This window comes from Rhodopseudomonas palustris, assembly GCF_003591005.1.
GTDB classification, from domain to species: domain Bacteria; phylum Pseudomonadota; class Alphaproteobacteria; order Rhizobiales; family Xanthobacteraceae; genus Rhodopseudomonas; species Rhodopseudomonas palustris_K.
Genome location: NZ_QYYD01000006.1, coordinates 58,238 through 83,725, shown reverse-complemented (window position 1 = coordinate 83,725; position 25,488 = coordinate 58,238). Strand labels below are relative to the sequence as shown.

General features: G+C 65.7%; 20 protein-coding genes. 6 read left to right on the top strand and 14 right to left on the bottom strand.

Annotation, left to right across the window (positions count from 1 at the left end):
* The first annotated feature begins 87 nt into the window (after window positions 1-87).
* Window positions 88-567 (top strand): SH3 domain-containing protein, encoded by a 480-nt coding sequence (locus D4Q52_RS07570; RefSeq protein ID WP_425328461.1) that lies wholly within the window; start codon window positions 88-90, stop codon window positions 565-567.
* A gap of 240 nt (window positions 568-807) precedes the next feature.
* Here D4Q52_RS07570 and irrA read toward each other — a convergent pair whose 3' ends face one another.
* Window positions 808-1,290 carry an iron response transcriptional regulator IrrA gene (gene irrA / locus D4Q52_RS07565; protein WP_425328460.1) on the bottom strand — a complete coding sequence of 161 codons (483 nt, stop codon included), beginning with the start codon at window positions 1,288-1,290 and terminating at the stop codon, window positions 808-810.
* Between the two features lie 256 nt (window positions 1,291-1,546).
* Between irrA and fabA the strand changes: the two genes are divergently transcribed.
* From fabA to fabI, 3 genes are all read left to right on the top strand, one after another.
* A complete protein-coding gene (fabA, locus tag D4Q52_RS07560; protein WP_119855942.1) occupies window positions 1,547-2,074 on the top strand; it encodes a bifunctional 3-hydroxydecanoyl-ACP dehydratase/trans-2-decenoyl-ACP isomerase in 528 nt (175 codons plus the stop codon).
* Between the two features lie 65 nt (window positions 2,075-2,139).
* Window positions 2,140-3,366, top strand: coding sequence for a beta-ketoacyl-ACP synthase I (fabB, locus tag D4Q52_RS07555; RefSeq protein WP_119855941.1), 1,227 nt, complete (start codon window positions 2,140-2,142; stop codon window positions 3,364-3,366).
* 157 nt (window positions 3,367-3,523) lie between these two features.
* The gene (gene fabI / locus D4Q52_RS07550; RefSeq protein WP_119855940.1) at window positions 3,524-4,330 is read left to right on the top strand and encodes an enoyl-ACP reductase FabI; all 807 of its coding nucleotides are present in this window, start codon (window positions 3,524-3,526) and stop codon (window positions 4,328-4,330) included.
* Between the two features lie 318 nt (window positions 4,331-4,648).
* On the opposite strand, the gene katG is transcribed toward fabI, so the two are convergent.
* Window positions 4,649-6,865, bottom strand: a complete 2,217-nt coding sequence (gene katG / locus D4Q52_RS07545; RefSeq protein WP_119855939.1) for a catalase/peroxidase HPI — start codon at window positions 6,863-6,865, stop codon at window positions 4,649-4,651.
* A 243-nt stretch (window positions 6,866-7,108) separates the two neighbouring features.
* Between katG and D4Q52_RS07540 the strand changes: the two genes are divergently transcribed.
* Window positions 7,109-8,038: a LysR substrate-binding domain-containing protein gene (locus D4Q52_RS07540; RefSeq protein ID WP_119855938.1), complete on the top strand. Its 930-nt coding sequence runs from the start codon at window positions 7,109-7,111 to the stop codon at window positions 8,036-8,038.
* Window positions 8,039-8,557: 519 nt separating this feature from the next.
* Here D4Q52_RS07540 and D4Q52_RS07535 read toward each other — a convergent pair.
* The 11 genes from D4Q52_RS07535 to rimP all read right to left on the bottom strand — a co-directional run bounded on the left by D4Q52_RS07535 (window position 8,558) and on the right by rimP (window position 23,102).
* A complete protein-coding gene (locus D4Q52_RS07535; RefSeq protein WP_119855937.1) occupies window positions 8,558-10,240 on the bottom strand; it encodes a methyl-accepting chemotaxis protein in 1,683 nt (560 codons plus the stop codon).
* 379 nt (window positions 10,241-10,619) lie between these two features.
* Window positions 10,620-11,351 carry a superoxide dismutase gene (locus D4Q52_RS07530; protein WP_119855936.1) on the bottom strand — a complete coding sequence of 244 codons (732 nt, stop codon included), beginning with the start codon at window positions 11,349-11,351 and terminating at the stop codon, window positions 10,620-10,622.
* 122 nt (window positions 11,352-11,473) lie between these two features.
* Entirely contained in the window at window positions 11,474-12,490 is a 1,017-nt protein-coding gene (locus D4Q52_RS07525; RefSeq protein ID WP_119855935.1) for a lipid A deacylase LpxR family protein, read from the bottom strand.
* A gap of 207 nt (window positions 12,491-12,697) precedes the next feature.
* Window positions 12,698-14,854 (bottom strand): polyribonucleotide nucleotidyltransferase, encoded by a 2,157-nt coding sequence (gene pnp, locus D4Q52_RS07520; RefSeq protein ID WP_119855934.1) that lies wholly within the window; start codon window positions 14,852-14,854, stop codon window positions 12,698-12,700.
* Between the two features lie 341 nt (window positions 14,855-15,195).
* Window positions 15,196-15,465 (bottom strand): 30S ribosomal protein S15, encoded by a 270-nt coding sequence (gene rpsO / locus D4Q52_RS07515; RefSeq protein WP_119855933.1) that lies wholly within the window; start codon window positions 15,463-15,465, stop codon window positions 15,196-15,198.
* 2 nt (window positions 15,466-15,467) lie between these two features.
* Window positions 15,468-16,571: a tRNA pseudouridine(55) synthase TruB gene (truB, locus tag D4Q52_RS07510; protein ID WP_119855932.1), complete on the bottom strand. Its 1,104-nt coding sequence runs from the start codon at window positions 16,569-16,571 to the stop codon at window positions 15,468-15,470.
* Entirely contained in the window at window positions 16,571-16,984 is a 414-nt protein-coding gene (gene rbfA / locus D4Q52_RS07505) for a 30S ribosome-binding factor RbfA (protein WP_119855931.1), read from the bottom strand. The genes truB and rbfA overlap by 1 nt, the downstream gene beginning before the upstream one ends.
* Window positions 16,985-17,155: 171 nt before the next feature.
* Window positions 17,156-19,816, bottom strand: a complete 2,661-nt coding sequence (gene infB / locus D4Q52_RS07500) for a translation initiation factor IF-2 (protein WP_119855930.1) — start codon at window positions 19,814-19,816, stop codon at window positions 17,156-17,158.
* Window positions 19,809-20,630: an RNA-binding protein gene (locus tag D4Q52_RS07495; RefSeq protein ID WP_119855929.1), complete on the bottom strand. Its 822-nt coding sequence runs from the start codon at window positions 20,628-20,630 to the stop codon at window positions 19,809-19,811. The genes infB and D4Q52_RS07495 overlap by 8 nt, the downstream gene beginning before the upstream one ends.
* Before the next feature lie 72 nt (window positions 20,631-20,702).
* A complete protein-coding gene (gene nusA / locus D4Q52_RS07490; protein WP_119855928.1) occupies window positions 20,703-22,322 on the bottom strand; it encodes a transcription termination factor NusA in 1,620 nt (539 codons plus the stop codon).
* A gap of 3 nt (window positions 22,323-22,325) precedes the next feature.
* The gene (gene rimP, locus D4Q52_RS07485) at window positions 22,326-23,102 is read right to left on the bottom strand and encodes a ribosome maturation factor RimP (RefSeq protein ID WP_119855927.1); all 777 of its coding nucleotides are present in this window, start codon (window positions 23,100-23,102) and stop codon (window positions 22,326-22,328) included.
* A 398-nt stretch (window positions 23,103-23,500) separates the two neighbouring features.
* On the opposite strand from rimP, the gene D4Q52_RS07480 reads away from it, so the two are divergent.
* On the top strand, window positions 23,501-24,586 hold the full coding sequence (locus D4Q52_RS07480; protein WP_119855926.1) for a DUF2336 domain-containing protein: 1,086 nt from the start codon (window positions 23,501-23,503) through the stop codon (window positions 24,584-24,586).
* Between the two features lie 21 nt (window positions 24,587-24,607).
* Here D4Q52_RS07480 and trmB read toward each other — a convergent pair whose 3' ends face one another.
* The gene (gene trmB, locus D4Q52_RS07475) at window positions 24,608-25,306 is read right to left on the bottom strand and encodes a tRNA (guanosine(46)-N7)-methyltransferase TrmB (RefSeq protein ID WP_119856047.1); all 699 of its coding nucleotides are present in this window, start codon (window positions 25,304-25,306) and stop codon (window positions 24,608-24,610) included.
* Window positions 25,307-25,488 lie beyond the last annotated feature (182 nt).

Below are 25,488 nucleotides of genomic sequence, written 5' to 3'. Positions count from 1 at the left end.
CCCCAGCGACGCGCACGATCACCAAACTGAGGGGCGTGTCATATGAAGCTGAAGAGTCCGGTTGCAGTGTTGTTGTTCGCAGGTGCGATGGTAGGTGCCGCGGCGCCTGTGCTCGCCGCGAAGGACTCGCCGCTCTCGGCCAGCGGGCTGCCCGTGCCGCGCTATGTCAGCCTGAAGTCGGATCACGTCAACGTCCGGATCGGCCCGACCAAGGACAACGACGTCGCCTGGGTCTACACTCGCGCCGGACTGCCGGTGGAAATCACCGCCGAGTTCGAAAACTGGCGGCGGGTGCGCGACTCCGAAGGCGCCGAGGGCTGGGTGTATCACTCGCTGCTGTCCGGCCGGCGGACCGCGGTGATCACCATGAAGGACAAGGACGAGCTGGCGACTCTGTACGAAAGCGCCTCGACCGGCGCCGCCGTCGCGGCGCGGCTGCAGGCCGGCGTCGTCGCCCAGATCAAGCGCTGCGACGCCAGCTGGTGCCGGATCATCGGCCAGGGCTTCGACGGCTGGATCGAGAAGCAGCGGCTGTGGGGCGTGTATGCGGACGAGCAGGTGAATTGAGCGGGCGCTGATCGTCCGAAGTGATGATGGAGTGCTGCGACTCGACTCGCCCTCACCCCAGCCCTCTCCCGCAAGCGGGAGAGAGAGAGTCCGGCTGCGACGCGGGGAGAGGTCTGAGATCACTTCGAGCGTTCGAGACAAATCACCACCCTCGCCGCAAGCACGGCGCGCTTCCTCTCCCGCTTGCGGGAGAGGGCTGGGGTGAGGGCGACGCGCGGGAGGCGCCGGCTCTCTAAAGGATCAAGCCTTCTTGCGGATGCGGACGACGACGTCGACGCGGGCGATTTCGTAGCCCTCGGGAACTTCGGGGGTCTGGCGCAGCGCGACGTGCTGATCCGGAATGTCGATCAGCTCGTGGTTGTTCTCGAGATAGAAGTGCTGGTGCGCCGACACGTTGGTGTCGAAATAGGTCTTGGTGCCGTCGACGCTGACCTGGCGCAGCAGACCGACCTCGGTGAGCTGGTTCAGCGTGTTGTAGACGGTCGCCAGCGACACCGGAACCTTGGCCTGGCTGGCCTCTTCGTACAGCATTTCGGCGGTCAGATGCCGGTCGCCCTTGCCGAACAGCAGCCAGCCCAACGCCATGCGCTGGCGGGTCGGGCGCAGGCCGACCGACGACAGCATCTCGGTGACGTCGTGCCACGGGCAGCCATTGAGGTGCGGTTCGGCGGCAGGCGCCGTCGCCGCAGTGTCCTCACGCAAAAATGTCGCACGCTCTCCGATGTCCACGGCGGAAGTCCCTTTTTGTACAGTCAAGTGATTATAGGAAGCATTCCAAGGGGGTGCAAGCGCTTCGCATCTAGAACCATTCGGACGTTTTACTTAGGGAGGAATACGGAGGTGCCGCTTTGCCGGGTGCAATGCCTATGTTAGAGACCCGCGCATTCGCCCGTTGCATAAGGAACAGGCGAGCGCCGACAGTGCAGCGACACCGTCGGTCGATTTCGGACATCCGCAAGACTCAAAAAGGCAAAGCCGCATGCAGGATCGTCGTTCCAGCTACGAGTACGAAGACCTGCTGGCCTGCGGCCGCGGCGAATTGTTCGGCCCCGGCAACGCCCAGCTGCCGCTGCCGCCGATGCTGATGTTCGACCGCATCACCACCATCACCGAGGACGGCGGCGAATTCGGCAAGGGCCTGGTTCGCGCTGAACTCGACGTCAACCCGGAGCTGTGGTTCTTCGGCTGCCACTTCAAGAACGACCCGGTGATGCCGGGCTGCCTCGGCCTCGACGCGATGTGGCAGATGGTCGGGTTCTTCCTCGGCTGGGTCGGCGGCGAGGGTCCCGGCCGCGCGCTCGGCCTCGGGGAACTAAAGTTCACCGGCCAGGTGCTGCCGCCGGTGCGCAAAGTCGTCTACAATGTCGATATCAAGCGGGTGATGCGATCCAAGCTGTGGCTTGGTATCGCAGATGGGTGGCTCTCGGCCGACGACGAGATCATCTACCGGGCGAAGGATCTGAAAGTTGGTCTGTTCAAGCAAACGGCTCAGCCGGTTGGCGGTTAACGCATGCGCCGGCCACAAAGCCGTGCCATCACCGCGAACGACCATGAAATGAACGAGGCGACCATATGAGACGCGTTGTTGTCACCGGGATGGGGATCGTCTCGTCGATCGGAAACAACTCCCAGGAAGTGCTGGCGAGCCTGCATGATGCCAAGTCCGGCATCTCGCGCGCCGAGAAGCATGCGGAGCTTGGTTTCCGCTCCCAGGTGCAGGGCGCCCCGTCGCTCAATCCGGCCGACGTCGTCGACCGCCGCGCGATGCGCTTTCTCGGTGAAGGCGCGGCGTGGAATCATGTGGCGATGGAACAGGCGCTGGCCGATTCCGGCCTGGAGGAGAGCGACATCTCCAATCCGCGCACCGGCATCGTGATGGGCTCGGGCGGGCCGTCTGCCCGCACCATCGTCGAGGCCGCCGACATCACCCGCAGCAAGGGCCCGAAGCGCGTCGGCCCGTTCGCGGTGCCGAAGGCGATGAGCTCGACGGCATCGGCGACGCTCGCGACCTGGTTCAAGATCAAGGGCGTCAACTATTCGATCTCGTCGGCCTGCGCGACCTCCAACCATTGCATCGGCAATGGCTACGAGCTGATCCAGTGGGGCAAGCAGGACATCGTGTTCGCCGGCGGCTGCGAGGAACTCGACTGGTCGCTGTCGGTGCTGTTCGACGCGATGGGGGCGATGAGCTCGAAGTACAACGACACGCCCGCCACCGCGTCGCGGCCCTATGATGTCAACCGCGACGGCTTCGTGATCGCGGGCGGCGCCGGTGTGCTGGTGCTGGAAGAACTCGAGCACGCCAAGGCGCGCGGCGCCAAGATCTATGGCGAGATCGTCGGCTACGGCGCGACGTCCGACGGCTACGACATGGTGGCGCCGTCCGGTGAGGGTGCAGAGCGCTGCATGCAGATGGCGCTGGCGACCACCGGCGGCATCAAGATCGACTACATCAACCCGCACGCCACCTCGACGCCGGCCGGCGACGCGCCGGAGATCACCGCAATCCGCAAGGTGTTCGGCAACGAGGACAAGTGCCCGCCGATCTCCGCCACCAAGGCGCTGACCGGCCACTCGCTCGGCGCCACCGGCGTGCAGGAGGCGATCTACTCGCTGCTGATGATGCAGAACGGCTTCATCTGCGAGAGCGCCCACATCACCGAGCTCGACCCGGCCTTCGCCGACATGCCGATCGTGCGCAAGCGCATCGACAACGCCAAGATCGGCGCCGTGTTGTCGAACTCGTTCGGCTTCGGCGGCACCAACGCGACGCTGGTGTTCAAGCGGCTGGAGGCGTGAGCGCCGGTGCCCGGCGCGGTCATGCCGGACAATCGAAGTAATTAGACAATCGTCATGGCCGGGCTTGTCCCGGCCATCCACGTTTGAGAGCACGGATCAGCCGCGGCCATTGGTGCCCGGCACGGGCTCGGGCATGACGGACAGGGGAGCCACCACAATGCAGGGACTGATGCAGGGCAAGCGCGGGCTGATCATGGGCGTCGCCAACGACCATTCGATCGCCTGGGGCATGGCCAGGACGCTGCACGCGCACGGCGCCGAACTCGCCTTCACCTATCAGGGCGACGCTCTGGCGCGCCGCGTCAAGCCGCTGGCGCAGTCGCTGAACTCCGACCTGGTCCTTCCCTGCGACGTCGAGGACGTGGCCAGCGTCGACGCGGTGTTCGAGACGCTGAAAGACAAGTGGGGCAAGCTCGACTTCGTGATCCACGCGATCGGCTTCTCCGACAAGAACGAGTTGCGCGGCGAGTACATCGACACCAGCCGCGCGAATTTCTCGCGCACCATGGTGATCTCCTGCTTCTCGTTCACCGAGGTCGCCAAGCGCGCGGCGGCGCTGATGCCGGACGGCGGCGCGATGATCACGCTGACCTTCGGCGCGTCTGAACGCGCGATGCCGAACTACAACGTGATGGGTCTTGCGAAAGCGGCGCTTGAGGCCAGCGTGCGCTACCTCGCCTGCGATCTCGGCCCCAAGCGCATCCGCGTCAACGCGGTCTCGGCAGGCCCGGTGCGGACGCTGGCCGGCTCCGGCATCGGCGATTCCCGCGCGATGTTCGGCTTTATGGAAAAACACTCCCCGCTCGGCCGCGGCGTCACGCTGGACGAGCTCGGCGGCTCGGCTTTGTACTTGCTGTCCGACCTCTCCGGCGGCGTCACCGGCGAAACCCACTACGTCGATTCCGGCTACAACATCGTGCTGATGCCGAAGCCGGATGCGCTGAAGGCGGATGCCGACAAGTAACAAACGCCTGCGCATTGAGGTTCGCCGAACGCCGATGCCGTGGTTGGGGCGCCCTCACCCCAACCCTCTCCCGCAAGCGGGAGAGGGGGCGCGCTGCGGCTGGGGGCGGCGCATTGATCTTATGAGCTAACGAGCCACACGAGCCTTCTCCCCGACCGCTGCCGGACTCCCTCTCCCGCTTGCGGGAGAGGGTTGGGGTGAGGGCGACGCGCGCCGCAGCGTCAGATACGAACAAGCGACTTCGCAACCTTTGACAAACATACAAAGGGCGGCCCGGAGGCCGCCCTTTGTTAGTTGCTGCGTATCTTCGTGTGATCCTTACGCCGCGGCCTTCTTCGGCACGACTTCGAACCGGTCGGCGTTCATCACCTTGGTCCAGGCGGCGGCGAAGTCCTTGGCGAACTTCTCCTTGACGTCGAACTGGCCGTAGACTTCGGCGAGCGCGCGCAGCTGCGAGTGCGAGCCGAAGATCAGGTCGACGCGGGTGCCGGTCCAGCGCAGTTCGCCGGTCTTGCGGTCGCGACCTTCGTATACGCCTTCGGTGGTGGCCGAGGGCGACCACACCGTCTTCATGTCCAAGAGGTTGACGAAGAAGTCGTTGGTGAGCTTCTCCGGCCGGTCGGTGAACACACCGTGGGTGGTGTGGCCGACATTGCCGCCGAGCACGCGCAGCCCGCCGAGCAGCACCGTCATTTCCGGCGCGGTGAGGTTGAGCAGCGCCGCACGGTCCACCAGCGCTTCCTCCGGCTTCATGAACTGATGCTTGGCCGCGTTGATGTAGTTGCGGAAGCCGTCCTGGCGCGGTTCGAGCACCTTGAAGGATTCGGCGTCGGTCTGCTCGGCCGAGGCATCCATCCGGCCCGGGGTGAACGGCACCTCGACCGTGACGCCGGCGTCCTTGGCGGCCTTCTCGACCGCGGCCGAACCGGCCAGCACGATCAGGTCGGCGAGCGAGACCTTCTTGCCGTCCTTTTGCGCGCCGTTGAACTCGCTCTGGATCGCTTCGAGCTTGCTCAGTACCTGGGCGAGATCATCCGGCTGGTTCACCTCCCAGTCCTTCTGCGGCGCGAGGCGGATGCGACCGCCATTGGCGCCGCCGCGCTTGTCGGAGTGCCGATAGGTCGAGGCCGAAGCCCAGGCGGTCGACACCAGCTGCGAGATCGACAGGCCGGACCCGAGGATCTTGGCCTTGAGGTCCGCGATGTCCTTGTCGCTGACCAGCTCGTGGTCGACGGCCGGGATCGGATCCTGCCAGATCAGATCTTCCTTCGGCACCAGCTTGCCGCGATAGCGGACCTTCGGGCCCATGTCGCGATGGGTCAGCTTGAACCAGGCGCGGGCGAAGGCGTCGGCGAACTGATCCGGATTCTCCAGGAAGCGGCGCGAAATCTTCTCGTAGGCCGGGTCGAAGCGCAGCGACAGGTCGGTCGTCAGCATCGTCGGCACGCGCTTCTTGTTCGGATCGAACGGATCCGGCACGTTCGCCTCGGCGCCCTTGGCCTTCCACTGCTTGGCGCCGGCCGGGCTCTTGTCGAGCTCCCATTCGAAGCCGAACAGGTTTTCGAAGAAGTGGTTGCTCCACTTCGTTGGGGTCTGCGACCAGATCACTTCCGGGCCGCCCGTGATGGTGTCGGCGCCGAAGCCGGTGCCGTGGGTGCTTTTCCAGCCGAGGCCCTGGTCCTCGATCGCGCCGCCTTCCGGTTCGGCGCCGAGGAACGACGGGTCACCCGCGCCGTGGGTCTTGCCGAAAGTGTGGCCGCCGGCGATCAGCGCGACGGTTTCCTCGTCGTTCATCGCCATGCGGGCAAAGGTCTCGCGGATGTCCTTGGCGGCGGCGACCGGGTCGGGGTTGCCGTTCGGGCCTTCCGGGTTGACGTAGATCAGGCCCATCTGCACGGCGCCGAGCGGGTCGGACAGCTGACGCTCGCCCGAATAGCGCTCGTCACCGAGCCAGGTGCCTTCCGGACCCCAGAACAGCTCTTCCGGCTCCCAGACATCGTCGCGGCCGCCCGCAAAGCCGAAGGTCTTGAAGCCCATCGATTCCAGCGCGACGTTGCCGGTGAGGATGAACAGGTCGGCCCAGGACAGCTTGTTGCCGTACTTCTGCTTGATCGGCCACAGCAGCCGGCGGGCCTTGTCGAGGTTGGCGTTGTCCGGCCACGAATTCAGCGGCGCAAAGCGCTGCTGGCCGGCGCCGCCGCCGCCGCGGCCGTCGGTGGTGCGATAGGTGCCTGCCGAGTGCCAGGCCATGCGGACGAACAGGCCACCGTAGTGCCCGAAATCAGCTGGCCACCACTCCTGCGAGTCGGTCATCAGCGCGTGCAGATCCTTGATCACCGCGTCGAGATCGAGGCTCTCGAATTCCTTCTTGTAGTCGAAGCCCTTGCTCATCGGGTCCGACAGCGACGAGTTGCGGTGGAGCATGCTGAGGTCGAGCATCTCCGGCCACCACTGCGAATTCTTGTTGCCGCGGGGGCCACCGCCGCCGCCATGCGGGAACGGGCATTTGCCCTTGTCGTCGGTCTTTGCGTCCATGAATTCTCTCCGTCGTCGCCTGTCAGTGTGTTCGCGTCGTTCGAACGTTTGATGACAGCTGCATTGTCTGGCGAGAACGCCACGAACCCGGGGGACTGTCCGCGGCATCTCGTCTTGGGGTGATGCGGTTATTGGGCCGGTTGTGTCCGCGCATCGCGGATCCGGCAGGCGCAGACTGGAGCAGTTCTACGATCAGGTCCAGTCGAATTGATTTTCAATACCGATCAGATTATCTGATCGTGCATGGTGACGCTCCGGCAGCTCCGCTATCTCTCCGCGCTTGCGCGTCACGGTCATTTCGGCCGCGCCGCGGATGCCTGCGCGGTGACCCAGCCGGCCCTGTCGATGCAGATCGCCGAACTGGAGCGCACGCTCGGCGTCAAGGTCGTCGAACGTCGGCCCAGCGAGGTGTTTCTGACCGAAATTGGTAGGGAAATCGCCCGCCGCGGCGAAGAACTGCTGAGCGGCGCGCGCGACCTGGTGGATTTCGCGCGGCACCGCGCCCAGCCGCTGACCGGCCGGCTGACGCTCGGCGTGATCCCGTCGCTGGCCCCGTATCTGCTGCCCAAAGTGCTGCCGTTGCTGCAGCAGCGCTATCCGGAGCTGCGGCTGGAGCTGCGCGAGAGCCAGACCCGGCAACTGGTCGCCGAGGTCGGCAGCGGCGCACTCGACGCTGCGCTGCTGGCGCTGCCGGTCGGCATCCGCGATCTCGAAACCATCGCGCTGTTCGACGATGAATTCCTGCTCGCCGTGCCGGCCGACGATCCGCGGCCGGAAACCGCCACGGTGGCGGTCGACGAGATCGACCAGTCGCGGCTGATCCTGCTCGAAGACGGCCACTGCCTGCGCGACCAGGCGTTGGCGTTCTGCGCCACCGCGCGCAACCGCGCCGTCAATATGGGCGGCGCCGGCACCGCGACGTTCGGCGCCTCCAGCCTGACCACGGTGATCCAGATGGTCGCCGGCGGCTACGGCGTGACGCTGATCCCGCAGATCGCCGCCGACGTCGAGCGCCGCGACAACCGCGTCAAATTCCTGCGGCTGCGGCGGCCGCAGCCTGGTCGCAGCATCGGCCTGGTGTTCCGCAAGACCTCCCCGCGGCGGCACGATTTCGACGTGTTGGGCGAAGTGGTGCAGCAGGGCGTCGGCAAGCCGGCCACCGCAGCTGCGTAGTCCTGTTGCGATAGAATCGGAGCGGCGAACGTGGCGCCGCCACAAGTACAACCTCATGCTGAGGAGGCGCGCAGCGCCGTCTCGAACCATGCGCCGCCTGGATGCACTCCGTCATTGCGAGCACCCGGATCGGCGCTACGCGCCGTCCGAGCACAGGCTCCGCGAAGCAATCCAAAGCCCAGCGCGGGGCCTGGATTGCTTCGTCGCTTCGCTCCTCGCAATGACGGCATTCAAGTAATTAGTCCACGGAGCGAGTCTTCAGCCGGGCTCCTCAGAGACTAGCCGGAAATGCGACCTTAAGAATCAGGCACTTTCCTATCCTCGCGTCATTCCCGGCCTTGTGCCGGGCATCTACGCCTTGCTGACGGCAATTCAGAAAAGGCGTGGATGGCCGGGACAAGCCCGGCCGTGACGGAATTCGGGGTGTGCCAACGTAGCCGTCGAGATTCCGGGTTCGCTCGCTTTGCGAGCGCCCCGGAATGACTCGCGGAGAGGTCGGCTACTTAACGGCGAGGTTGCTCAGCGCCCCGCGATGGAGGCGGCTTCGTTGGCGGCGCGTTGCATGCTGTGCGACATTTCACCGGTGACCGTGCTCTGCTCCTCGACGGCTGCGGCGGTCGAGGTGACGTATTCGCTGACGTTCTGGATCGCGGTCTTGATTTTGCCGAGCGCGGTGACGACGTCGCCCGAGATATTGTTGAGGTTCTCGATCTCGGCGCCGATCTTGTCGGTCGCCTGCTTGGCCTGATTGGCGAGGTTCTTCACCTCGGCCGCCACCACCGCAAACCCGCGCCCCGCCTCGCCGGCACGCGCCGATTCGATGGTCGCGTTGAGCGCCAGCAGATTGATCTGCCCGGTGATGTGGCCGATCAGTTCGACGATGCCGCTCATCGCCTGCGCGGCGTCGTTGAGGCGGTTGGCCTGGCCGTCGGCGGCGTCGACTTCGCCGACCGCGCTGGCGGCGGTCTGCCGTGACTTCGTCATCGCTTCGGAGATCTCCCGCACCGAAGCGTTGAGCTCCTCGGCACCGGCCGCAACCGAATCCATCATGGCGCGAACACGCTCATTGCCCATCCGGATCAGCACCTGCCGGGTGACGTCGGTGGCGTATTTCACCACCTTGAAGGGGCGGCCGTTGAGGTCGAGGATCGGATTGTAGGACGCCTGGATCCAAACCTCCTTGCCACCCTTGCCGATCCGCTTGTATTCGGCCGCCTGGTATTCGCCGCGCCGCAGCGCATCCCAGAACGTCCTATACTCGGCGCCGTCGCGCTCGTGCGGATCGACGAACATGCTGTGATCACGACCCTTGATCTCGTTCAGCCCGTAGCCGAGCGTGTGCAGGAAATTGTCGTTGGCGCTGAGGATGGTGCCGTCCATGCCGAACTCGATCACCGCCTGCGACTTGCCGATCGCGGCGATCTGACCGGCCAGATCCGCAGTGGCGAGCTTCTGCTGCGTGACGTCGGTGGCGAACTTCACCACCCGGACCGGCTTGCCGTTGTCGTCGAGGATCGGATTGTAGGAGGCGAGGATCCACACCTCGCGGCCGCCTTTGCCGATCCGCTTGTATTCGGCCGCCAGATAATCGCCGCGGTTCAGCGTGGCCCAGAACTCGCGATAGGCCGTGCTGTCGCGATCCGCGGGCTCGACGAACAGGCTATGGTGCTTGCCCTTGATCTCGCCAAGCGTGTAGCCCAGCGCGTCGAGGAAGTTCTGGTTGGCGTCGAGGATGGTGCCGTCCATGGCGAACTCGATCACCGCCTGAGCGCGGCCGATCGCCTGGAGCTTGCCGGCGTCGGCGAGGCTGCGCAGCTTGGCGTCGGTGATGTTGGCGGCGAACTTGACGACGCCGAGCGTCTTGCCGTCCTTGTCGAGCACCGGGTTATACGACGCCTGGATCCAGACCTCGCCTCCGCCCTTGGCCATGCGTTTGAATTCACCCGCCCGGAATCGTCCGGCTTTCAGATCGGCCCAGAACTCCGCATAGCCGGCGCTCCTGCTCTGGGCCGGATCGACGAACAGGCTGTGATGCTTCCCCTTGATCTCATCGAGGTTGTAGCCAAGCACATTGAGGAAGTTGTCGTTGGCGGTGATGACATTGCCATCGAGATCGAACTCGATCATCGCTTGCGAACGATTGATCGCCTCGAGAATCGCCGACGACGACAAGCCGGCCGTGCTGCGCCGAAATGAAAACATCTGAAGTGCCTCTGCTCGGGATAAGCATCTGGGTGCGTCCCGAAGCCGGCTTATTTGATCGGAATTCTACGGGGCTATTCGCATAGTGGTATATTCGATCTAATTGTTCGCTAATCCCAACCCTCGCGACGACACTCGTTTTGCGCACCAGGCGCGTGCAAGAAACAGCCGTGTATTTAGTGCAATCTGCAACCGCAGCTGGAGCAACGCGATGCGTGAAGATTGCGTGTGGCGAGCGCGACTGGTTGAAGACGAGTGCAGAGATCAGCAGCGGCGTTCGTCATTGCGAGCGCAGCGAAGCAATCCACAGGACGCAAACCGGAGCTTTCTGGATTGCTTCGTCGCTTCGCTGCTCGCAATGACGACGCTCAGTCGCGTGTCAGACGCCGAGCGTGCCGGCCTTGGCGGCGGCGTAGCGTTCGCCGACCTTGCTCCAGTTCACCGTATTCCACCACGCCTTGAGATAATCGGCGCGGCGGTTCTGATAGGCCAGGTAGTAAGCGTGCTCCCACACGTCGTTGCCGAGCAAAACGCGCTTGCCGTCCATCAGCGGGCTGTCCTGGTTCGGTCTGGTCTCGATCGCGAGCTTGCCGTCCTGAGCGACGGTGACGAACACCCAGCCCGATCCGAATTGACGGCCACCGGCGGCATTGAAGTCGGTCTGCAGCTTGTCCATGCCGCCGAGATCGCGATCGATCGCGGCCAGAACCTCTCCCGACGGCTTGCCGCCGTTCGGCCCCATGATTTCCCAGAACATCGTGTGATTGGCGTGACCGCCGAGATTGTTGCGTACGGCGGTGCGAATCGTGTCAGGCAAGTCGCCAAGCTTGGCCAGCACGTCAGGGACGGGCATCTCGGCCAGCTTGGGATTGTCCTTGGCGAAAGTGTTGAGATTGGTGATGAAGGCCTGGTGATGCTTGCCGTGATGGGTTTCCATCGTCCTGGCATCGATATGCGGCTCGAGCGCGGCGGCCGGATAAGGCAGCGGCGGCAGCTGGAAAGGGCCAGCGGCCGCGGCCGCTGCTTGCGCGAACGCGTAGCGCGGCATGGCCGCGGCGGCAACGAATCCGGTAGCGGCCATCATCAGATGGCGTCGAGACAGGGCTGGCATGTTTCCTCCGTTTGCTGGCCGAACGAACTACGCGCAGTTTCATGCACAGTTTCGTCAATTAGGGCCCGTGTGCCGCGACGGAGTAGCGCAGCCGGTCAAGCGGTCGAGTTTCCAATAGGCCTTCAGAAATGATAGGCCAGCGTGACCGAGCCGTAGTCGGAATAGGCCCGCGTCTGTGTGGTGTATTCGCGCGAGCGGTGGATCCAGGTCAGTGAGGCGAGGAAGCCGGCCTGGTTGAACACTTCCGCGCCTGCCACGAGGTCGTACACGAACGACTCGCGCGTGACGTGCGGGCTATCGGCGAAGGTGCTGCCGTCGAGGAAGATGTTGCGCGCGACCCCGCGCGCCTGGACGCCGCCGAACAACGAGAAGCCCCAGAACGGTGCGGCCGGATCGGGACTGACGAAGTTGGCGCCGGACACACCGGGGCGAACCAGCGTCGGGCCCCAGTTGGTCGACAGCGCGCGGCCGACGCGGACGATCGCGCCGGCCTCGCCATAGGTGAAGACATTGCCGCCGGTGAAGCCGAGCGACGGAATGATGTCGGCGCCGAAACCCTGGCCGAAATCGGTCGCGAACTTCCAGCGCCGCTCCCACGACACTGCGATGCCCGGCTCGTTGCGTAGTTCGTAGCCGTTGATCACCGGCGTCGACTGACCGAGCATGCGGTGAAAGCTCGACTGCACCGCCTGGCCCAGCGACGCGTTGCCGCCGACCGCACCGACCTGCAGCTCGAACGAATCGAGCTGCCTGCGCGCCGTTTCCTGCGCGATGCTGAAGCCGGTGTAGAGCCAGCCACCGAACGGGCGGTCGACGCCCGGCACATAGGTGCCGCGGGTGTCGCGGTCCGGGGTGTAGATGTTCTGTGCCAGCGCGATCCATTCGAACTGCTGTCGTACGGCGCCGCCCGGCGCGCCGAACGTCAGCAGGGCCGGACGCACCGCGCCGAACATCTGACCGGCGAGCAGGTCGCGGTTGAAATCGTCGAACACGATGGAGAGCCGGAAGCCGGATGTGTAGTCGCGATCGGTGTTGACGATCGCGTCATTCTCGCCGACCAGCACAGCCCGCTGCGCCAATGCGCCGTTCGGCGCGAGTATCAGGACGATCGCGGCGAGCTGTCCAATCCAACGGCGCATCAGGACGGTCTCTCGAGGATGCCGAGAGTATCAGGGTGCGGCATATGCGTCGCAAGGCCTGACTGCCCCGTTCACCAAGCCGTGCAGATCAACGGGCAGTTGGCGTGGCTGCCGGGACACGAACCAGCGGTTGCTGCATCAAAAAGGGGCGGCCGATGCGGCCGCCCCTGATCGATGATTGAGCCGAATGCCCGTGCGGGCGGCAGCTTACGCGCCGGCCGCCGGGGCCGGGGCTTCGCCTTCGGCCTTCTGCTTGGCCTCGAGGTCTTCGCCGGTGGTCTGATCGACCACCTTCATCGACAGCCGGGTCTTGCCGCGGTCGTCGAAGCCGAGAAGCTTGACCTTGACCTTGTCGCCTTCCTTGACGACGTCGGAGGTCTTCTGCACGCGGCCGGCAGCGAGCTGGCTGATGTGCACCAGACCGTCCTTGGCGCCGAAGAAGTTCACGAAGGCGCCGAACTCCATCACCTTGACGACGGTGCCTTCGTAGATCTCGCCGATCTCCGGATCGGAGGCGATCGACTTGATCCACTTGATCGCAGCCTTGATCGACTCGCCATCCGACGAGGCGACCTTGACGGTGCCGTCGTCCTCGATGTTGACCTTGGCGCCGGTCTTCTCGACGATCTCGCGGATCACCTTGCCGCCGGTGCCGATCACTTCGCGGATCTTGTCGGTCGGGATCTTGAAGGTCTCGATGCGCGGCGCGTGTTCGCCGAGCTCGGCGCGGGCGCGGTCGAGCGCCTTGGACATCTCACCCAGGATGTGGATGCGGCCGTCCTTGGCCTGGCCGAGCGCCACCTTCATGATCTCTTCGGTGATGCCGGCGATCTTGATGTCCATCTGCAGCGAAGTAATTCCCTGCTCGGTGCCGGCGACCTTGAAGTCCATGTCGCCGAGGTGGTCCTCGTCGCCGAGGATGTCGCTCAGCACGGCAAAGCGCTCGCCTTCCAGGATCAGGCCCATCGCGATGCCCGCGGTCGGCCGCTTCAGCGGCACGCCCGCATCCATCAGCGCCAGCGAGGCGCCGCACACCGACGCCATCGAGGACGAGCCGTTCGACTCGGTGATCTCGGAGACGACGCGAATGGTGTAGGGGAACTCGTGATGCGGCGGCAGCACCGGGTGGATCGCACGCCACGCCAGCTTGCCGTGGCCGATCTCGCGGCGCTTGGTACCACCGAGGCGGCCGGTCTCACCGACCGAGTAGGGAGGGAAGTTGTAGTGCAGCAGGAACGTCTCTTTGTACGTTCCCGACAGCGAGTCGACATACTGCTCGTCTTCGCCGGTGCCGAGCGTGGTCACGACCAGCGCCTGGGTCTCGCCGCGGGTGAACAGCGCCGAACCGTGGGTGCGCGGCAGCACGCCGGCCTGCGCCACGATGCTGCGGACGGTCTTGCTATCACGGCCGTCGATGCGCTTGCCGGTGTCGAGGATGTTCCAGCGAACGATCTTGGCCTCGAGCTCCTTGAACACGCCGGCGATGCGCAGCTTGTCGTATTTCGGCTCCTGGCCTTCCGGGAAGAAGTGCGCGATCGCCTTCTCCTTGACCTTGCCGACTGCGGCGTAGCGATCCTGCTTGACCGGAATGGCGTAGGCGGCGCGCAGCTCCTGCTCGACCAGGCCGAGCATTTCCTTCTCGATCGCCGAATCGTCGACGACGTTGAGTTCGCGCGGCTCCTTGGCGGCCTTTTCGGCGAGCTCGATGATCGCGTCGATCACCGGCTGGAAGTGGCGGTGGCCGAACATCACGGCGCCGAGCATGACTTCTTCCGACAGCTCCTTGGCTTCGGATTCGACCATCAGCACCGCGTCGGCGGTGCCGGCGACGACCAGCTCGAGCTGGGTCTCGGGCATCTCGTCGAGCACCGGGTTGAGCACGTACTCATCGTTGATGAAGCCGACGCGGGCGGCGCCGATCGGGCCCTTGAACGGCGCGCCGGACAGCGTCAGCGCGGCGGAGGCGGCGACCAGCGAGACGATGTCGGGATCGTTCTCCATGTCGTGCGACAGCACGGTGACGATCACCTGGGTCTCGTTGCGCCAGCCGTCGGCGAACAGCGGACGGATCGGGCGGTCGATCAGGCGGGAGACCAGCGTCTCCTTCTCGGTCGGACGGCCTTCGCGCTTGAAGTAACCGCCCGGGATGCGGCCGGCCGCGTAGGTCTTTTCCTGATAGTCGACGGTCAGCGGCAGGAAGTCGACGCCTTCGCGCGGCGACTTGGCGGCCACCACGGTGGCGAGCACGACGGTCTCGCCATAGGTGGCGACGACGGCGCCGTCGGCCTGGCGGGCGATCTTGCCGGTTTCAAGCTTGAGGGGGCGTCCACCCCAATCGATTTCCACGGAGTGCTGATTGAACATCGGATCCTTCTTTCATACGGATGCCGAGACGACCGGACGCCAGATACCAAAAGACCATGCCAAGATGGCGGGACGCTGGCGGCGAAGCCTGCACAGCGTCCGGCGATCCTGCCATGGTCTTAAGGTGGGAATGGCGCTCGGTCCTCCCGGGTGCGGGATCGCGACCACCCTTGGTCGCCGACCTCGCGGAGCGGGCCTTGGGCCCGTTGACGGCCCAGCCACCGGATGCGGCTGAGCGAAACACACGGGCGAATTCGTTCACACCCGTGTGGTCGTTCGGCCGGCGCGGCGAATTGGAAGCGGCGCACCGCGTCCAGGCCGCAGCCGGCGGACGCGATCGATCAGCGACGGATGCCGTGCTTTTCGAGCAGCGCCTTGTAGCGCGCCTCGTCCTTCTTCTTGACGTAGTCGAGAAGCGAACGGCGCGTCGACACCAGCTTCAACAGCCCGCGACGCGAGTGGTTGTCCTTGGTGTGGGTCTTGAAATGCGCGGTGAGGTTGGCGATGCGTTCCGACAGGATCGCGATCTGGACCTCGGGCGAACCGGTATCACCGGCCTTGACGGCATTGGTCTTGATGACTTCCGCTTTGCGGTCTGCGGCAATCGACATCGTCAATTACTTTCTTTGGCGACGGGACTGGCGGTCAGTCCCGAGAGGTTGAACACACGCTTGGGGATGAGTTCGCCGTTGCCGAGCTCGGCGAGGGCCAGAAGCCGGCCTGCCACCGTGACATAGACTGTGCCGCTGCAATTGGGCGCATCCCGTCCGCGCAAAAAAACGGCCTGGCCCCGGTGGAGCCTTGCCGCATCAGCCCGTGTGACGGCCAGTGCCGGGATGTCGTCCAGCGCGGTCTCAACGGGCAAAAGCGCGTCGGCGAGGCTACCCTCGCCGGACGCCGCTCTATCGCACAAAGCCTGCAACTGTTCCAGCGGAATCATGTCGGCCTCGTCGAACGGGCCGCACAGCGTCCGGCGCAGCGCGCAGATATGGCCGTAGCAGTCGAGCAGCCGGCCCATGTCGCGCGCCAGCGCCCGCACATAGGTTCCCTTGCCGCATTCGGCCTCGAACACCGAATGGCCGCTATCCTGATGATCCACCAGGGTTAATTCGTGAATCTCGACGGGCCGCGGGGCCAGCTGCACGACTTCGCCGTCGCGCGCCAGATCGTAGGCGCGCTCGCCCTGGATCTTGACCGCCGAATATTGCGGCGGGATCTGCTCGATCACCCCGGTGAAGCGCGGCAGCAGCGCCATCACGGCTTCTGCGGTCGGCCGCTCGGCGCTGGTGGCGACGGCGCGGCCTTCGGTATCGTCGGTGTCGCGTTCTTCGCCCCAGGCCACGGTGAAGCGATAGCGCTTGCGGCCGTCCATTACGAACGGCACCGTCTTGGTGGCCTCGCCCATCGCGATCGGCAGCCCGCCGGAGGCGAGCGGGTCGAGCGTGCCGGCATGACCGGCGCGCTTGGCCGAGAACAGCCGTTTCACCACCGCGACCGCGTGGGTCGAGGTCATGCCGACCGGCTTGTCGAGCACCACCCAGCCGTGGACGTCGCGCTTGTCGCGGCGCGGCTGCTTGTTGCCGTCCTTGCCGCGCGCCTGGTTGCGCGGATCATTGTTGTCGCGCGGCTTGCGGGCCTCGGCGGCGCTCAGCGCGGGTTCGGTGCCGTGCTGCAGGTCATGCGGAGCGAGCGCCGCGGCGGAGGTGGTTACGGTCATCAGTCCTGGTCCGGATCGGGTTCGAGGTCTTTCTGCACCGCGGGTGTGCGCAGAAGTTTGTCGATCCGCTCGGCCTCGGCGAAACGTTCGTCGATGCGGAAGCGGATATCGGGGGCGTATTTCAGGCTCACGCGCCGGGCGATCTCGCCGCGCAGAAATTTCTTGTGGTGCTCGAGCGCGTCCAGCACCAGCTTCTCGTCGCGGCCGCCGAGCGGCATCACGTAGATCGTCGCGAGCTTCAGATCCGGCGACATCCGGACTTCCGGCACCGTAATCAGATGCGTCTCCAGCACCGGATCATGCACGCCACCCTGGCTGAAAATCTCGGCCGCGGCATGGCGCACCAGTTCGCCGACACGCAACGACCGCGTCGACCCGCCGGACGGGGAATTTTTCTGCTGATGGCGAGGCATGATGCTCTCTCAAAACTATCGTCATGCCCGCGCTTGTCGCGGGCATCCACGTCTTCGATGGGGCAAAGCAAGACGTGGATGGCCGGGCTCTAATCGCGAAGACGCGCTTCGCGCTTCAGCCCGGCCATGACGTCTCAGTTCAATCGAGCGTCTCGGCTGTAAGAATCGGACTTACAGCGAGCGCTGGATGGTTTCGACGCGGTAGCACTCGATCACGTCACCGGCACGCATGTCGGTGTAGTTCTCGAACGCCATGCCGCATTCCTGGCCGGCCTGGACTTCCTTCACTTCGTCCTTGAAGCGCTTGAGAGTCGACAGCTTGCCTTCGTGCACCACGACGTTGTCGCGGATCAGGCGGACATTGGCGCCGCGCTCGACGGTGCCGTCGGTGACGCGGCAACCCGCGACCTTGCCGACCTTGGAGATGTTGAAGATCTCCAGGATCTGGGCGTTGCCCAGCATGGTCTCGCGCAGCGTCGGCGCGAGCAGGCCGCTCATCGCCTTCTTAATATCATCCACCAGGTCGTAGATGATGTTGTAGTAGCGGATCTCGATGCCGTTGCGCTTGGCGGCCGCAGCGGCCTCCTTGTTGGCGCGCACCGAGAAGCCGAGGATGACGGCGTTGAAACCTTCGGCCAGCGTGACGTCGCTTTCGCTGATGCCGCCGACGCCGGCGTGCAGGATGCGCGCGGCGACTTCGTCGGTGCCGAGCTTCTCCAGCGAGCCGAGGATGGCTTCGAGCGAACCCTGGACGTCCGCCTTGACGATCAGCGGGAAGTCCTTGCGGCCTGAAGTCTTGAGCTGGCTCATCATCTGCTCGAGCGAGCCGCGCATGCCGACCGCGGACGCCGCCTTCTCACGCTTCTGATGGGCGCGATAGGAGGTGACCTCGCGGGCGCGGGCTTCGTTCTCGACCACCGCGAGACGATCGCCGGCTTCCGGCGGACCGTTGAAGCCGAGCACCTCGACCGGCACAGACGGGCCGGCTTCCTGCACGGTTTCGCCGATATCCGAGATCAGCGCGCGGACGCGGCCCATCTCGGCGCCGGCCACGATGATGTCGCCGACCTTCAGCGTGCCGCGCTGGACCAGCACGGTGGCCACCGGACCGCGGCCGCGATCGAGCTTGGCTTCGATCACGGTGCCCTCGGCCGGGCGGGTGGTGTTGGTCTTGAGGTCGAGCAGTTCGGCCTGCAGCGCGATCATCTCGAGCAGCTTGTCGAGATTGGTCTTGTTCTTGGCCGAGACTTCGACGTCGACGACGTCGCCGCCCATCGATTCGACCTGCACGTTGTGCTGCAGCAGTTCGGTGCGGACCCGCTCGGGACGCGCGTCCGGCTTGTCGATCTTGTTGATCGCCACGATGATCGGCACGCCGGCCGCCTTGGCGTGATTGATCGCCTCGATGGTCTGCGGCATCACGCCGTCGTCGGCCGCCACCACCAGGATGACGATGTCGGTGACCTTGGCGCCGCGGGCGCGCATCGCGGTGAACGCGGCGTGGCCGGGGGTGTCGATGAAGGTGATCTTGGTGCCGGTCTCCGGCGAGGTCACCTGATACGCACCGATGTGCTGGGTGATACCGCCGGCTTCGCCCGACACCACGTTGGCGTGGCGCAGCGCGTCGAGCAGCGAGGTCTTGCCGTGGTCGACGTGGCCCATCACGGTCACCACCGGCGAACGCGGCTCGGTGTCGGTGGAATTGTCGACGACGTCGAACAGGCCTTCCTCAACGTCCGACGCGGCGACGCGCTTGACGGTGTGGCCGAGCTCTTCGGCGATCAGCTGCGCGGTGTCGGCGTCGATGACGTCGTTGATCTTGTGCATCGCGCCTTGCTTCATCAGCATGCGGATGACGTCCACCGCCCGCTCCGACATGCGGTTGGCGAGCTCCTGAATGGAGATGGCTTCGGGGACGATGACTTCACGCACCAGCTTTTCTTTCGGCTCGTTCGAGGCGTGCCCCTTGAGGCGCTGGGTGCGGCGGCGGAACGAAGCGATCGAACGCTCGCGGACGTCGTCGGCATTGAGCGCGGTGACGACCGTAAGGCGGCCGCGCTGCTTCGACGCGCCGGGCTTGGCGGCCGGCTGCTTCGGCGGCGGCGCCGGACGCGCCGGACCGCCGGGGCGGCGGATCATCCGCGGCGCCTCGTCGTCGTCGCCGGCCTCGGCGGCAACGCCGGGCGGACGTCCCGGGGCGGCCGGCGTGCGCGCGGTCGTGGTGCCGGGGCGCGCGGTGGCGCTGGTGGTGGTCGCGGCAGGACGGGCGTCGGCCGGCTTGCGGGCTGGCTCGGCGTCGCCGAAGCGCTTCTTGGCCTCGGTTTCGGCCTTGCGCTTGGTTTCTTCTTCCTGGCGGTGACGCTCTTCCTCGGCCTTGCGGCGGGCTTCGGCAGCCTCGCGCTCGGCCTTGTCGATCTTCTCCTGCTCGGCGCGGCGCGCGGCCTCGATCTCGGCCTGCTTGCGCTCCTCGACCTCGCGGACGCGCGCGTCGGCCAGCGCGGTGGCGCGAGCGCTGCGCTCGTCCTCGGTCAGGGTGCGCAGAACCATGCCGCTACGCGCCTGCTGCTGCGGCGACGGACGCGGCTGCTGGCGCGGCGCGGAGGGCTGCGGCGTCGGCGTGACGGGAGCGGGCTTCTTGGCGACTTCCGGCGCGGCCGGCTCGGGCGAGCCGTCGCCGATGCGTCGCTTGCCGCGCTTTTCGACCACCACCTGCTTGCTACGGCCGTGGCTGAAGCTCTGGCGCACGACGCCCTGCTCGACGCGCGGCTTCAGCGTCAAGGTCTTGGTGGGCATCGTCAGAGTCTTGTCGCCAGGAGTTTTCGTATCAACCATTCAGTCGTCCCAATCCTTCAACGTCGTGCGCGTTCGCACGAACTTCGTCAGCAGCTTGTTCGTCAGCGGCGTGGTCAGCAGCGTCTTTCGGCCTGTTGATCAGCGTTCCCGCAAGATCCATACCCGCAAGAGCTGCACCCGCAATGGCCGCATCGGCATCGCCGTCATCCGCCAGCCGGTATCGGACCAGAATCTGGCAGCGCGACAGGAATGTTCGTCCGGCCGGGCCCGCAAGCAGGGCAGCATGTATCACATTTGACCGCCCCAATGCCAAATCCAATTCTTCGGACGTGAGCACGTTGAGGACGGGAAATTTCCGCGAACCGGGCTCCCCCTCGTCGAATTGACGAGAAACCGCGCCGAGCTTGCGGATTCCATCGGCGGCGCCGTCGGCGGCGTGCAGCATCGCGACCGCTTCGCCGCTCTTCAGCGCGGATTCCACCTTGCCGAAGCCCGACACCACCTGGCGAGCCTTGGCGGCAATCGCCAGCGCGTCGCAGACCGACTGCGCGAGCAGCCGGTCGAGATCCTGCGCCAGCGTCGGCGAGACCTTGACGTCGCGCTTGAATCCCTTGGCGAATACCCGGCGGCGGACCGCCTGCTCGACCATCGCTCGGGTCGCGGTGACCCACAGCCCACGGCCCGGCAATTTTCGTTTCAGGTCCGCCACCACCTCGCCGGTGGGCGCGACCACGAACCGGATCAGCTCGGACGTCGGCCGCACCTGCCGCGTGACCGCGCACATCCGCTCGGTCGCGGACTTCCCAGTCCGCGGTCCGGTGTCGAGATCTGCAGCATCGGCGGCAGCAAGCATTCGGTCGGCAAGCCCTTCATGTCTCTAGACGCATCGATCAATGCGCCGGTTCGGATCGCGCGGCATGGCGGATCACTCCGCCTCGGCCTCGGTCTCCGCAACTTCTGCGGTCTCGCCCATGGTCTTGGCGAGTTCTTCCTCGGTGATCCAGCCGGCTTTGACGCGGGCCTGCATGATCAGCTGTTCGGCGTCCTCCCGCGAGATCTCGACGCCGTCGAGAATGCCGGCGTACTTCACCGGCTCGGCGCCTTCCTTGCGTTCGGTCCAACCGACCAGATCGTCGGTGGCGCAACCGGCCAGATCCTCGACCGTCTTGACGTCGCCTTCGCCGAGCTTGACCAGGATCTTCGAGGTCATACCCGGCACGTCCTTCAGCGCGTCCTCGACGCCGAGTTCGAGCCGGCGCGCTTCCATCTCGGATTCGACGCGGTCGAGATATTCGCGGGCCCGGGTCTGCAATTCCTCGGCGGTTTCCTCGTCGAAGCCTTCGATCGACGCCAGCTCGCGGCTGTCCACCATCGCCAATTCCTCGACCGAGGTGAATCCCTCCGAAGCGAGCAGCTGACCGACAACCTCGTCGACGTTGAGCGCTTCCATGAACACCCGGGTCGAATTTTCGAAATCGGCCTGGCGGCGTTCGGATTCCTCGGTCTCGGTGAGGATGTCGATGTCCCAGCCGGTGAGCTGCGAGGCCAGACGCACGTTCTGGCCGCGGCGGCCGATCGCAAGCGATAGTTGGTTATTGGTGTCCGGAACCACAACCTCGATGCGCTCGCGATCTTCGTCGATCACCACCTTCGAGACTTCGGCCGGCGCCAGCGCGTTGACCACGAAGGTGGCAATGTCCGGCGACCACGGGATGATGTCGATCTTCTCGCCCTGCAGTTCGTTCACCACCGCCTGCACGCGCGAACCGCGCATGCCGACGCAGGCGCCGACCGGATCGACCGACGAGTCGCGCGACACCACGCCGATCTTGGCGCGCGAGCCCGGATCGCGCGCCACCGCCTTGATCTCGACGATGCCGTCGTAGATTTCCGGCACTTCCTGGGCGAACAGCTTCGCCATGAACTGCGGATGGGTGCGCGACAGGAATATCTGCGGGCCGCGGGTTTCGCGGCGGACGTCGAAGATGTAGGCGCGGACACGGTCGCCGTTGCGGAAGGATTCGCGCGGCAGCATTTCGTCGCGCCGCACGATCGCTTCGCCGCGGCCGAGATCGACGATCACGCTGCCGTATTCGACGCGCTTGACGACGCCGTTGACGATTTCGCCGATGCGATCCTTGAACTCGGAGTACTGCCGGTCGCGCTCGGCCTCGCGCACCTTCTGCACGATCACCTGCTTGGCCGACTGCGCGGCGATGCGGCCGTATTCCAGCGGCGGCAGCGTGTCGGCGATGGTGTCGCCGATCTGCGCGCCCGGATTGGCGCGCTGCGCGGCCTTCAGCGAAATCTGGTTAGCGGGATTTTCGACGGTGTCGACCACCAGCATGTGACGGGAGAGCCGCAGCTCGCCCTTCTTGGCGTCGATCTCGGCGTGAACATCAGTCTCCGAGCCGTAGCGGGCGCGCGCCGCCTTGGCGATCGCGTCTTCCATCGCGGCGATCACGATGCCGCGGTCGATCGATTTCTCACGTGCCACCGCGTCGGCGATCTGCAGCAGTTCCAGCTTGTTGGCGCTGACGGCCATGGGTCAATCTCCCTCGGACAGGTCGGTATCGCCACGCCGCGACCTGTCGGCGGCGAGACGGTGAGCTTTGGTATTGGCCGGCTTCGGCTTGGCGGCCGGCTTCACCGGCTTGAGCTTCGGCTTCGGCGCGTTGGATTTCTTCGGATCGCTGCGCTTGGCATGCGGCGGCGGCGGCGGCGCGAGCCCGAGGCTCCGCTTGAGGTCGCGCTCGGCCTGCTTGCCGCGGCGCATCGACTCCGCGACCAGCTCGTCGGTCAGCACCAGCCGCGCGTCGCTGATGTCGTGCATCGGCAACAGCACCAGCGGCTCTTCGTCCTTCACGCCCTCGCGCAGCACCCGCACCGCGTCGCCTTCGACGCCGTCGAGCAGGCCGCGGAAACGTTTGCGGTTCTGATGCGGCACCGCCATCTCGATCTTGACCAGATGGCCACTGTAGCGGGCGAAATCCGAGCGTCGCACCAGCGGACGGTCGATGCCGGGCGATGAAATCTCGAGCCGGTAAGCGCGATCGATCGGGTCGGTGACGTCGAGCACCGGCGACAGCGCCTTCGACACCGCCTCGCAATCGTCGATCAGCATCGTGCCGTCGGGCCGCTCGGCCATGATCTGCACAGTGCAGCCGGACTCCCCCGACACCTTGATGCGCACCAGCCGATAGCCCATCGCCAGCAAGACCGGCTCCGCGACCGCCCCAAAGCGCGCGGCGACGCCGGGCTCGACCACCAGGCGCGGCTCGTCCAGCAAATCGGGGGCTTCAGCGGCTGAGGTCGGATCGGTCATGGTCGGATCGAGTGAGCGTTGGCGATCGGTTATGGTCGGCTCGTCATGTTCAGGGTCAAGGCGGCGGCCGGCATCCAGCGGCCAGCCTGGTCATGCGACCAGGTAATAAAAAAGAGCGGGTCCCGCGGGGCCCACTCTCGATACGTGGTCGTATGAGAATTTCTGAGTGGCGCTGATATAGCGGTTTTTTGCCGAAGCGGCAAGGGCTGCGGACGAGGCGCTGACGTGCTCCTGTCCGCGCCGGTTCCAGCTTGCGCGCATTCGGCCGATGCGGCCGATGCGGCCGCGATTTCGTCATGGGAGCCGGTCGCAAAAGGGCCCCTTGCCCTAACCCTTCGTTCATGCCGCCCGCCTAAGTTCCGGCCTACCCGCCGAATGCGGCCTCGCCGAGAAACAGGATGTCCCCGGCAACTCCCCTTCAACCCGAGCTCGATGACGTGGTCAGCAGCGGCAGCCTCGAGCGCCGCGCCGACGCGGTGCGCCGAATTGCCGACCTGTTCGTGCAGGGCGCGGCGCAGTTCAGCTCCGAACACGTCAAGGTGTTCGACAGCGTGCTGCTGCGCCTGGTGCCGGACATCGACGTCGAGATGCGCAGCGAGCTGGCGCGGCGGTTTTGTTCGCTCGGCAATGCGCCGCCGCAGCTGATCGCGCAGTTGGCGCAGGACGAGGATATCGGCATCGCCGGACCGCTGCTGCGACGATCGAACCAGATCGACGGCGAGACGCTGGTCGAGCTCGCCGGCACGCGCGGCCAGACCCACCTGATGGCGATCTCGGAGCGGCCCATCGTGCCGCCGCCGGTCAGCGACGTCATCGTTCGACGCGGTGACCGCGACGTCCTGCGCAGCATCGCAGTGAATGCCGGCGCGCAATTCTCGCAGTCCGGCTTCAGCGGCCTGGTTCGCCGCGCCGCGCAGGACGTGGCGCTGGTCTCGGCGATCGGCGGGCGCGCCGATCTGTCGTCGGAGCGCCTGAAGGATCTGCTGACCGTGGCCAGCGATACGGCGCGGCGGCAGCTGATCGAGACCGCGCCGCCGAGCAACCGCATTGCCATCAACCGCCTAATGCACGAATTGGCCGGCGCGCCGCAGGTCTGTACGGTGACGCGTGATTTCACGGCAGCGCAGCGGGCCATCGTGGATCTGCATCACCGCGATGGGCTGACCGAGACCACCGTGCTGGAGTTCGCACGGGCCTTCCGCTACGAGGAAACCGTGGCGGCGCTGTCGGCGATGTCCGGCGTGCGGATCGCGACGCTCGACCCGCTGATGGCCGGTGACAGCCATGACCCGATGCTGATGCTCAGCAAGGCGATCGGCTTCGGCTGGAGCACCGTAAGGGCGCTGATCGGGCTGCGGCTCGGCCCCGACCGGATGCCGGCGTCACCGGATGTCGAAGAGGCCCTGCACAATTTCGAACGGCTCGCGCCCTCGACCGCGCAGCGCATCGTTGCGTTCTGGCGGCTGCGGCAGACCATGGCGTAGCGCCGTGGCGCCGGCAGCCGCTCAGGCGGCGAGCCGGCGGAAGCGGAAATACGCAGCGCGGCGGCCCTCGCGTTCTGCTTTGCGGCCGTAGCGGGTCATGGTGTAGGCCGGCCAGGGCTGGCGCCAGTCATCGGCGCGCTCCGCCATCCAGTCGAACACCGGCGACCGCAGCAGATGTGCCAGCGTCCAGGCATTGTAGCTGTCGATATCGCTGACGAAGCGGAATTCGCCGCCCGCCACCAGCGCCCGTGCCATCGCTGTCACCATCGCATCTTGCACGAAACGACGCTTCCAGTGCCGACGCTTCGGCCAGGGATCGGGATGGATCAGGTCGATCCGCGCCAATGATCCGGCCGGCACCCACTCCATCAGCTCCGCGGCGTCGCCGGCAAACAATCTGATATTGCGAATATTCTGATCTTCGATGCGGGCCAGAATCTTGGCCATCCCGTTGACGTAGGGTTCGGCCCCGATAAAGCCGACGTCCGGGTGAGCCAACGCTTCGGCGATGAGATGCTCGCCGCCGCCGAAGCCGATCTCAAGCCGCACCGCGGTTGTGGGCGGATCGAACAGTCCGGTGAGCGAGACCGGCGCCGGCTGGTCGATGTTCAGCGCCAGTTGCGGCAGCAGAGCGTCGACCAGATCGGCCTGGTGGGCCCGCAGCTTGTGGCCCTTGCGTCGCCCGAAGAACGAGCCGTGGTGATGAGCGGGATCATTCATGTCGATGAACGTCTGTTTATCCGTCTTGATACGCAAAATCGCGGCGATGATTCTGAACGCATTGATCAATAGTGACCATTACCACGTTCTGCGCCACCGTTTGCCCGGAATAGTTCTGTTTTGAAATAGTTCAAACTGTCCCGAAACGCCGCGGCCCGCGCTCTGACTAATCAGGGCGCGGG

Coding starts and splice junctions, on each gene's coding strand:
- D4Q52_RS07540 (WP_119855938.1), top strand. CDS start 7,109: ATGGTGACGCTCCGGCAGCTCCGCTATCTCTCCGCGCTTGCGCGTCAC.
- pnp (WP_119855934.1), bottom strand. CDS start 14,854: ATGTTCAATCAGCACTCCGTGGAAATCGATTGGGGTGGACGCCCCCTC.
- D4Q52_RS07535 (WP_119855937.1), bottom strand. CDS start 10,240: ATGTTTTCATTTCGGCGCAGCACGGCCGGCTTGTCGTCGTCGGCGATT.
- fabA (WP_119855942.1), top strand. CDS start 1,547: ATGCAGGATCGTCGTTCCAGCTACGAGTACGAAGACCTGCTGGCCTGC.
- nusA (WP_119855928.1), bottom strand. CDS start 22,322: ATGGCCGTCAGCGCCAACAAGCTGGAACTGCTGCAGATCGCCGACGCG.
- rpsO (WP_119855933.1), bottom strand. CDS start 15,465: ATGTCGATTGCCGCAGACCGCAAAGCGGAAGTCATCAAGACCAATGCC.
- D4Q52_RS07570 (WP_425328461.1), top strand. CDS start 88: ATGGTAGGTGCCGCGGCGCCTGTGCTCGCCGCGAAGGACTCGCCGCTC.
- fabI (WP_119855940.1), top strand. CDS start 3,524: ATGCAGGGACTGATGCAGGGCAAGCGCGGGCTGATCATGGGCGTCGCC.
- katG (WP_119855939.1), bottom strand. CDS start 6,865: ATGGACGCAAAGACCGACGACAAGGGCAAATGCCCGTTCCCGCATGGC.
- rimP (WP_119855927.1), bottom strand. CDS start 23,102: ATGACCGATCCGACCTCAGCCGCTGAAGCCCCCGATTTGCTGGACGAG.
- truB (WP_119855932.1), bottom strand. CDS start 16,571: ATGACCGTAACCACCTCCGCCGCGGCGCTCGCTCCGCATGACCTGCAG.
- rbfA (WP_119855931.1), bottom strand. CDS start 16,984: ATGCCTCGCCATCAGCAGAAAAATTCCCCGTCCGGCGGGTCGACGCGG.
- D4Q52_RS07495 (WP_119855929.1), bottom strand. CDS start 20,630: ATGCTTGCTGCCGCCGATGCTGCAGATCTCGACACCGGACCGCGGACT.
- D4Q52_RS07525 (WP_119855935.1), bottom strand. CDS start 12,490: ATGCGCCGTTGGATTGGACAGCTCGCCGCGATCGTCCTGATACTCGCG.
- infB (WP_119855930.1), bottom strand. CDS start 19,816: ATGGTTGATACGAAAACTCCTGGCGACAAGACTCTGACGATGCCCACC.
- D4Q52_RS07530 (WP_119855936.1), bottom strand. CDS start 11,351: ATGCCAGCCCTGTCTCGACGCCATCTGATGATGGCCGCTACCGGATTC.
- fabB (WP_119855941.1), top strand. CDS start 2,140: ATGAGACGCGTTGTTGTCACCGGGATGGGGATCGTCTCGTCGATCGGA.
- D4Q52_RS07480 (WP_119855926.1), top strand. CDS start 23,501: ATGTCCCCGGCAACTCCCCTTCAACCCGAGCTCGATGACGTGGTCAGC.
- trmB (WP_119856047.1), bottom strand. CDS start 25,306: ATGAATGATCCCGCTCATCACCACGGCTCGTTCTTCGGGCGACGCAAG.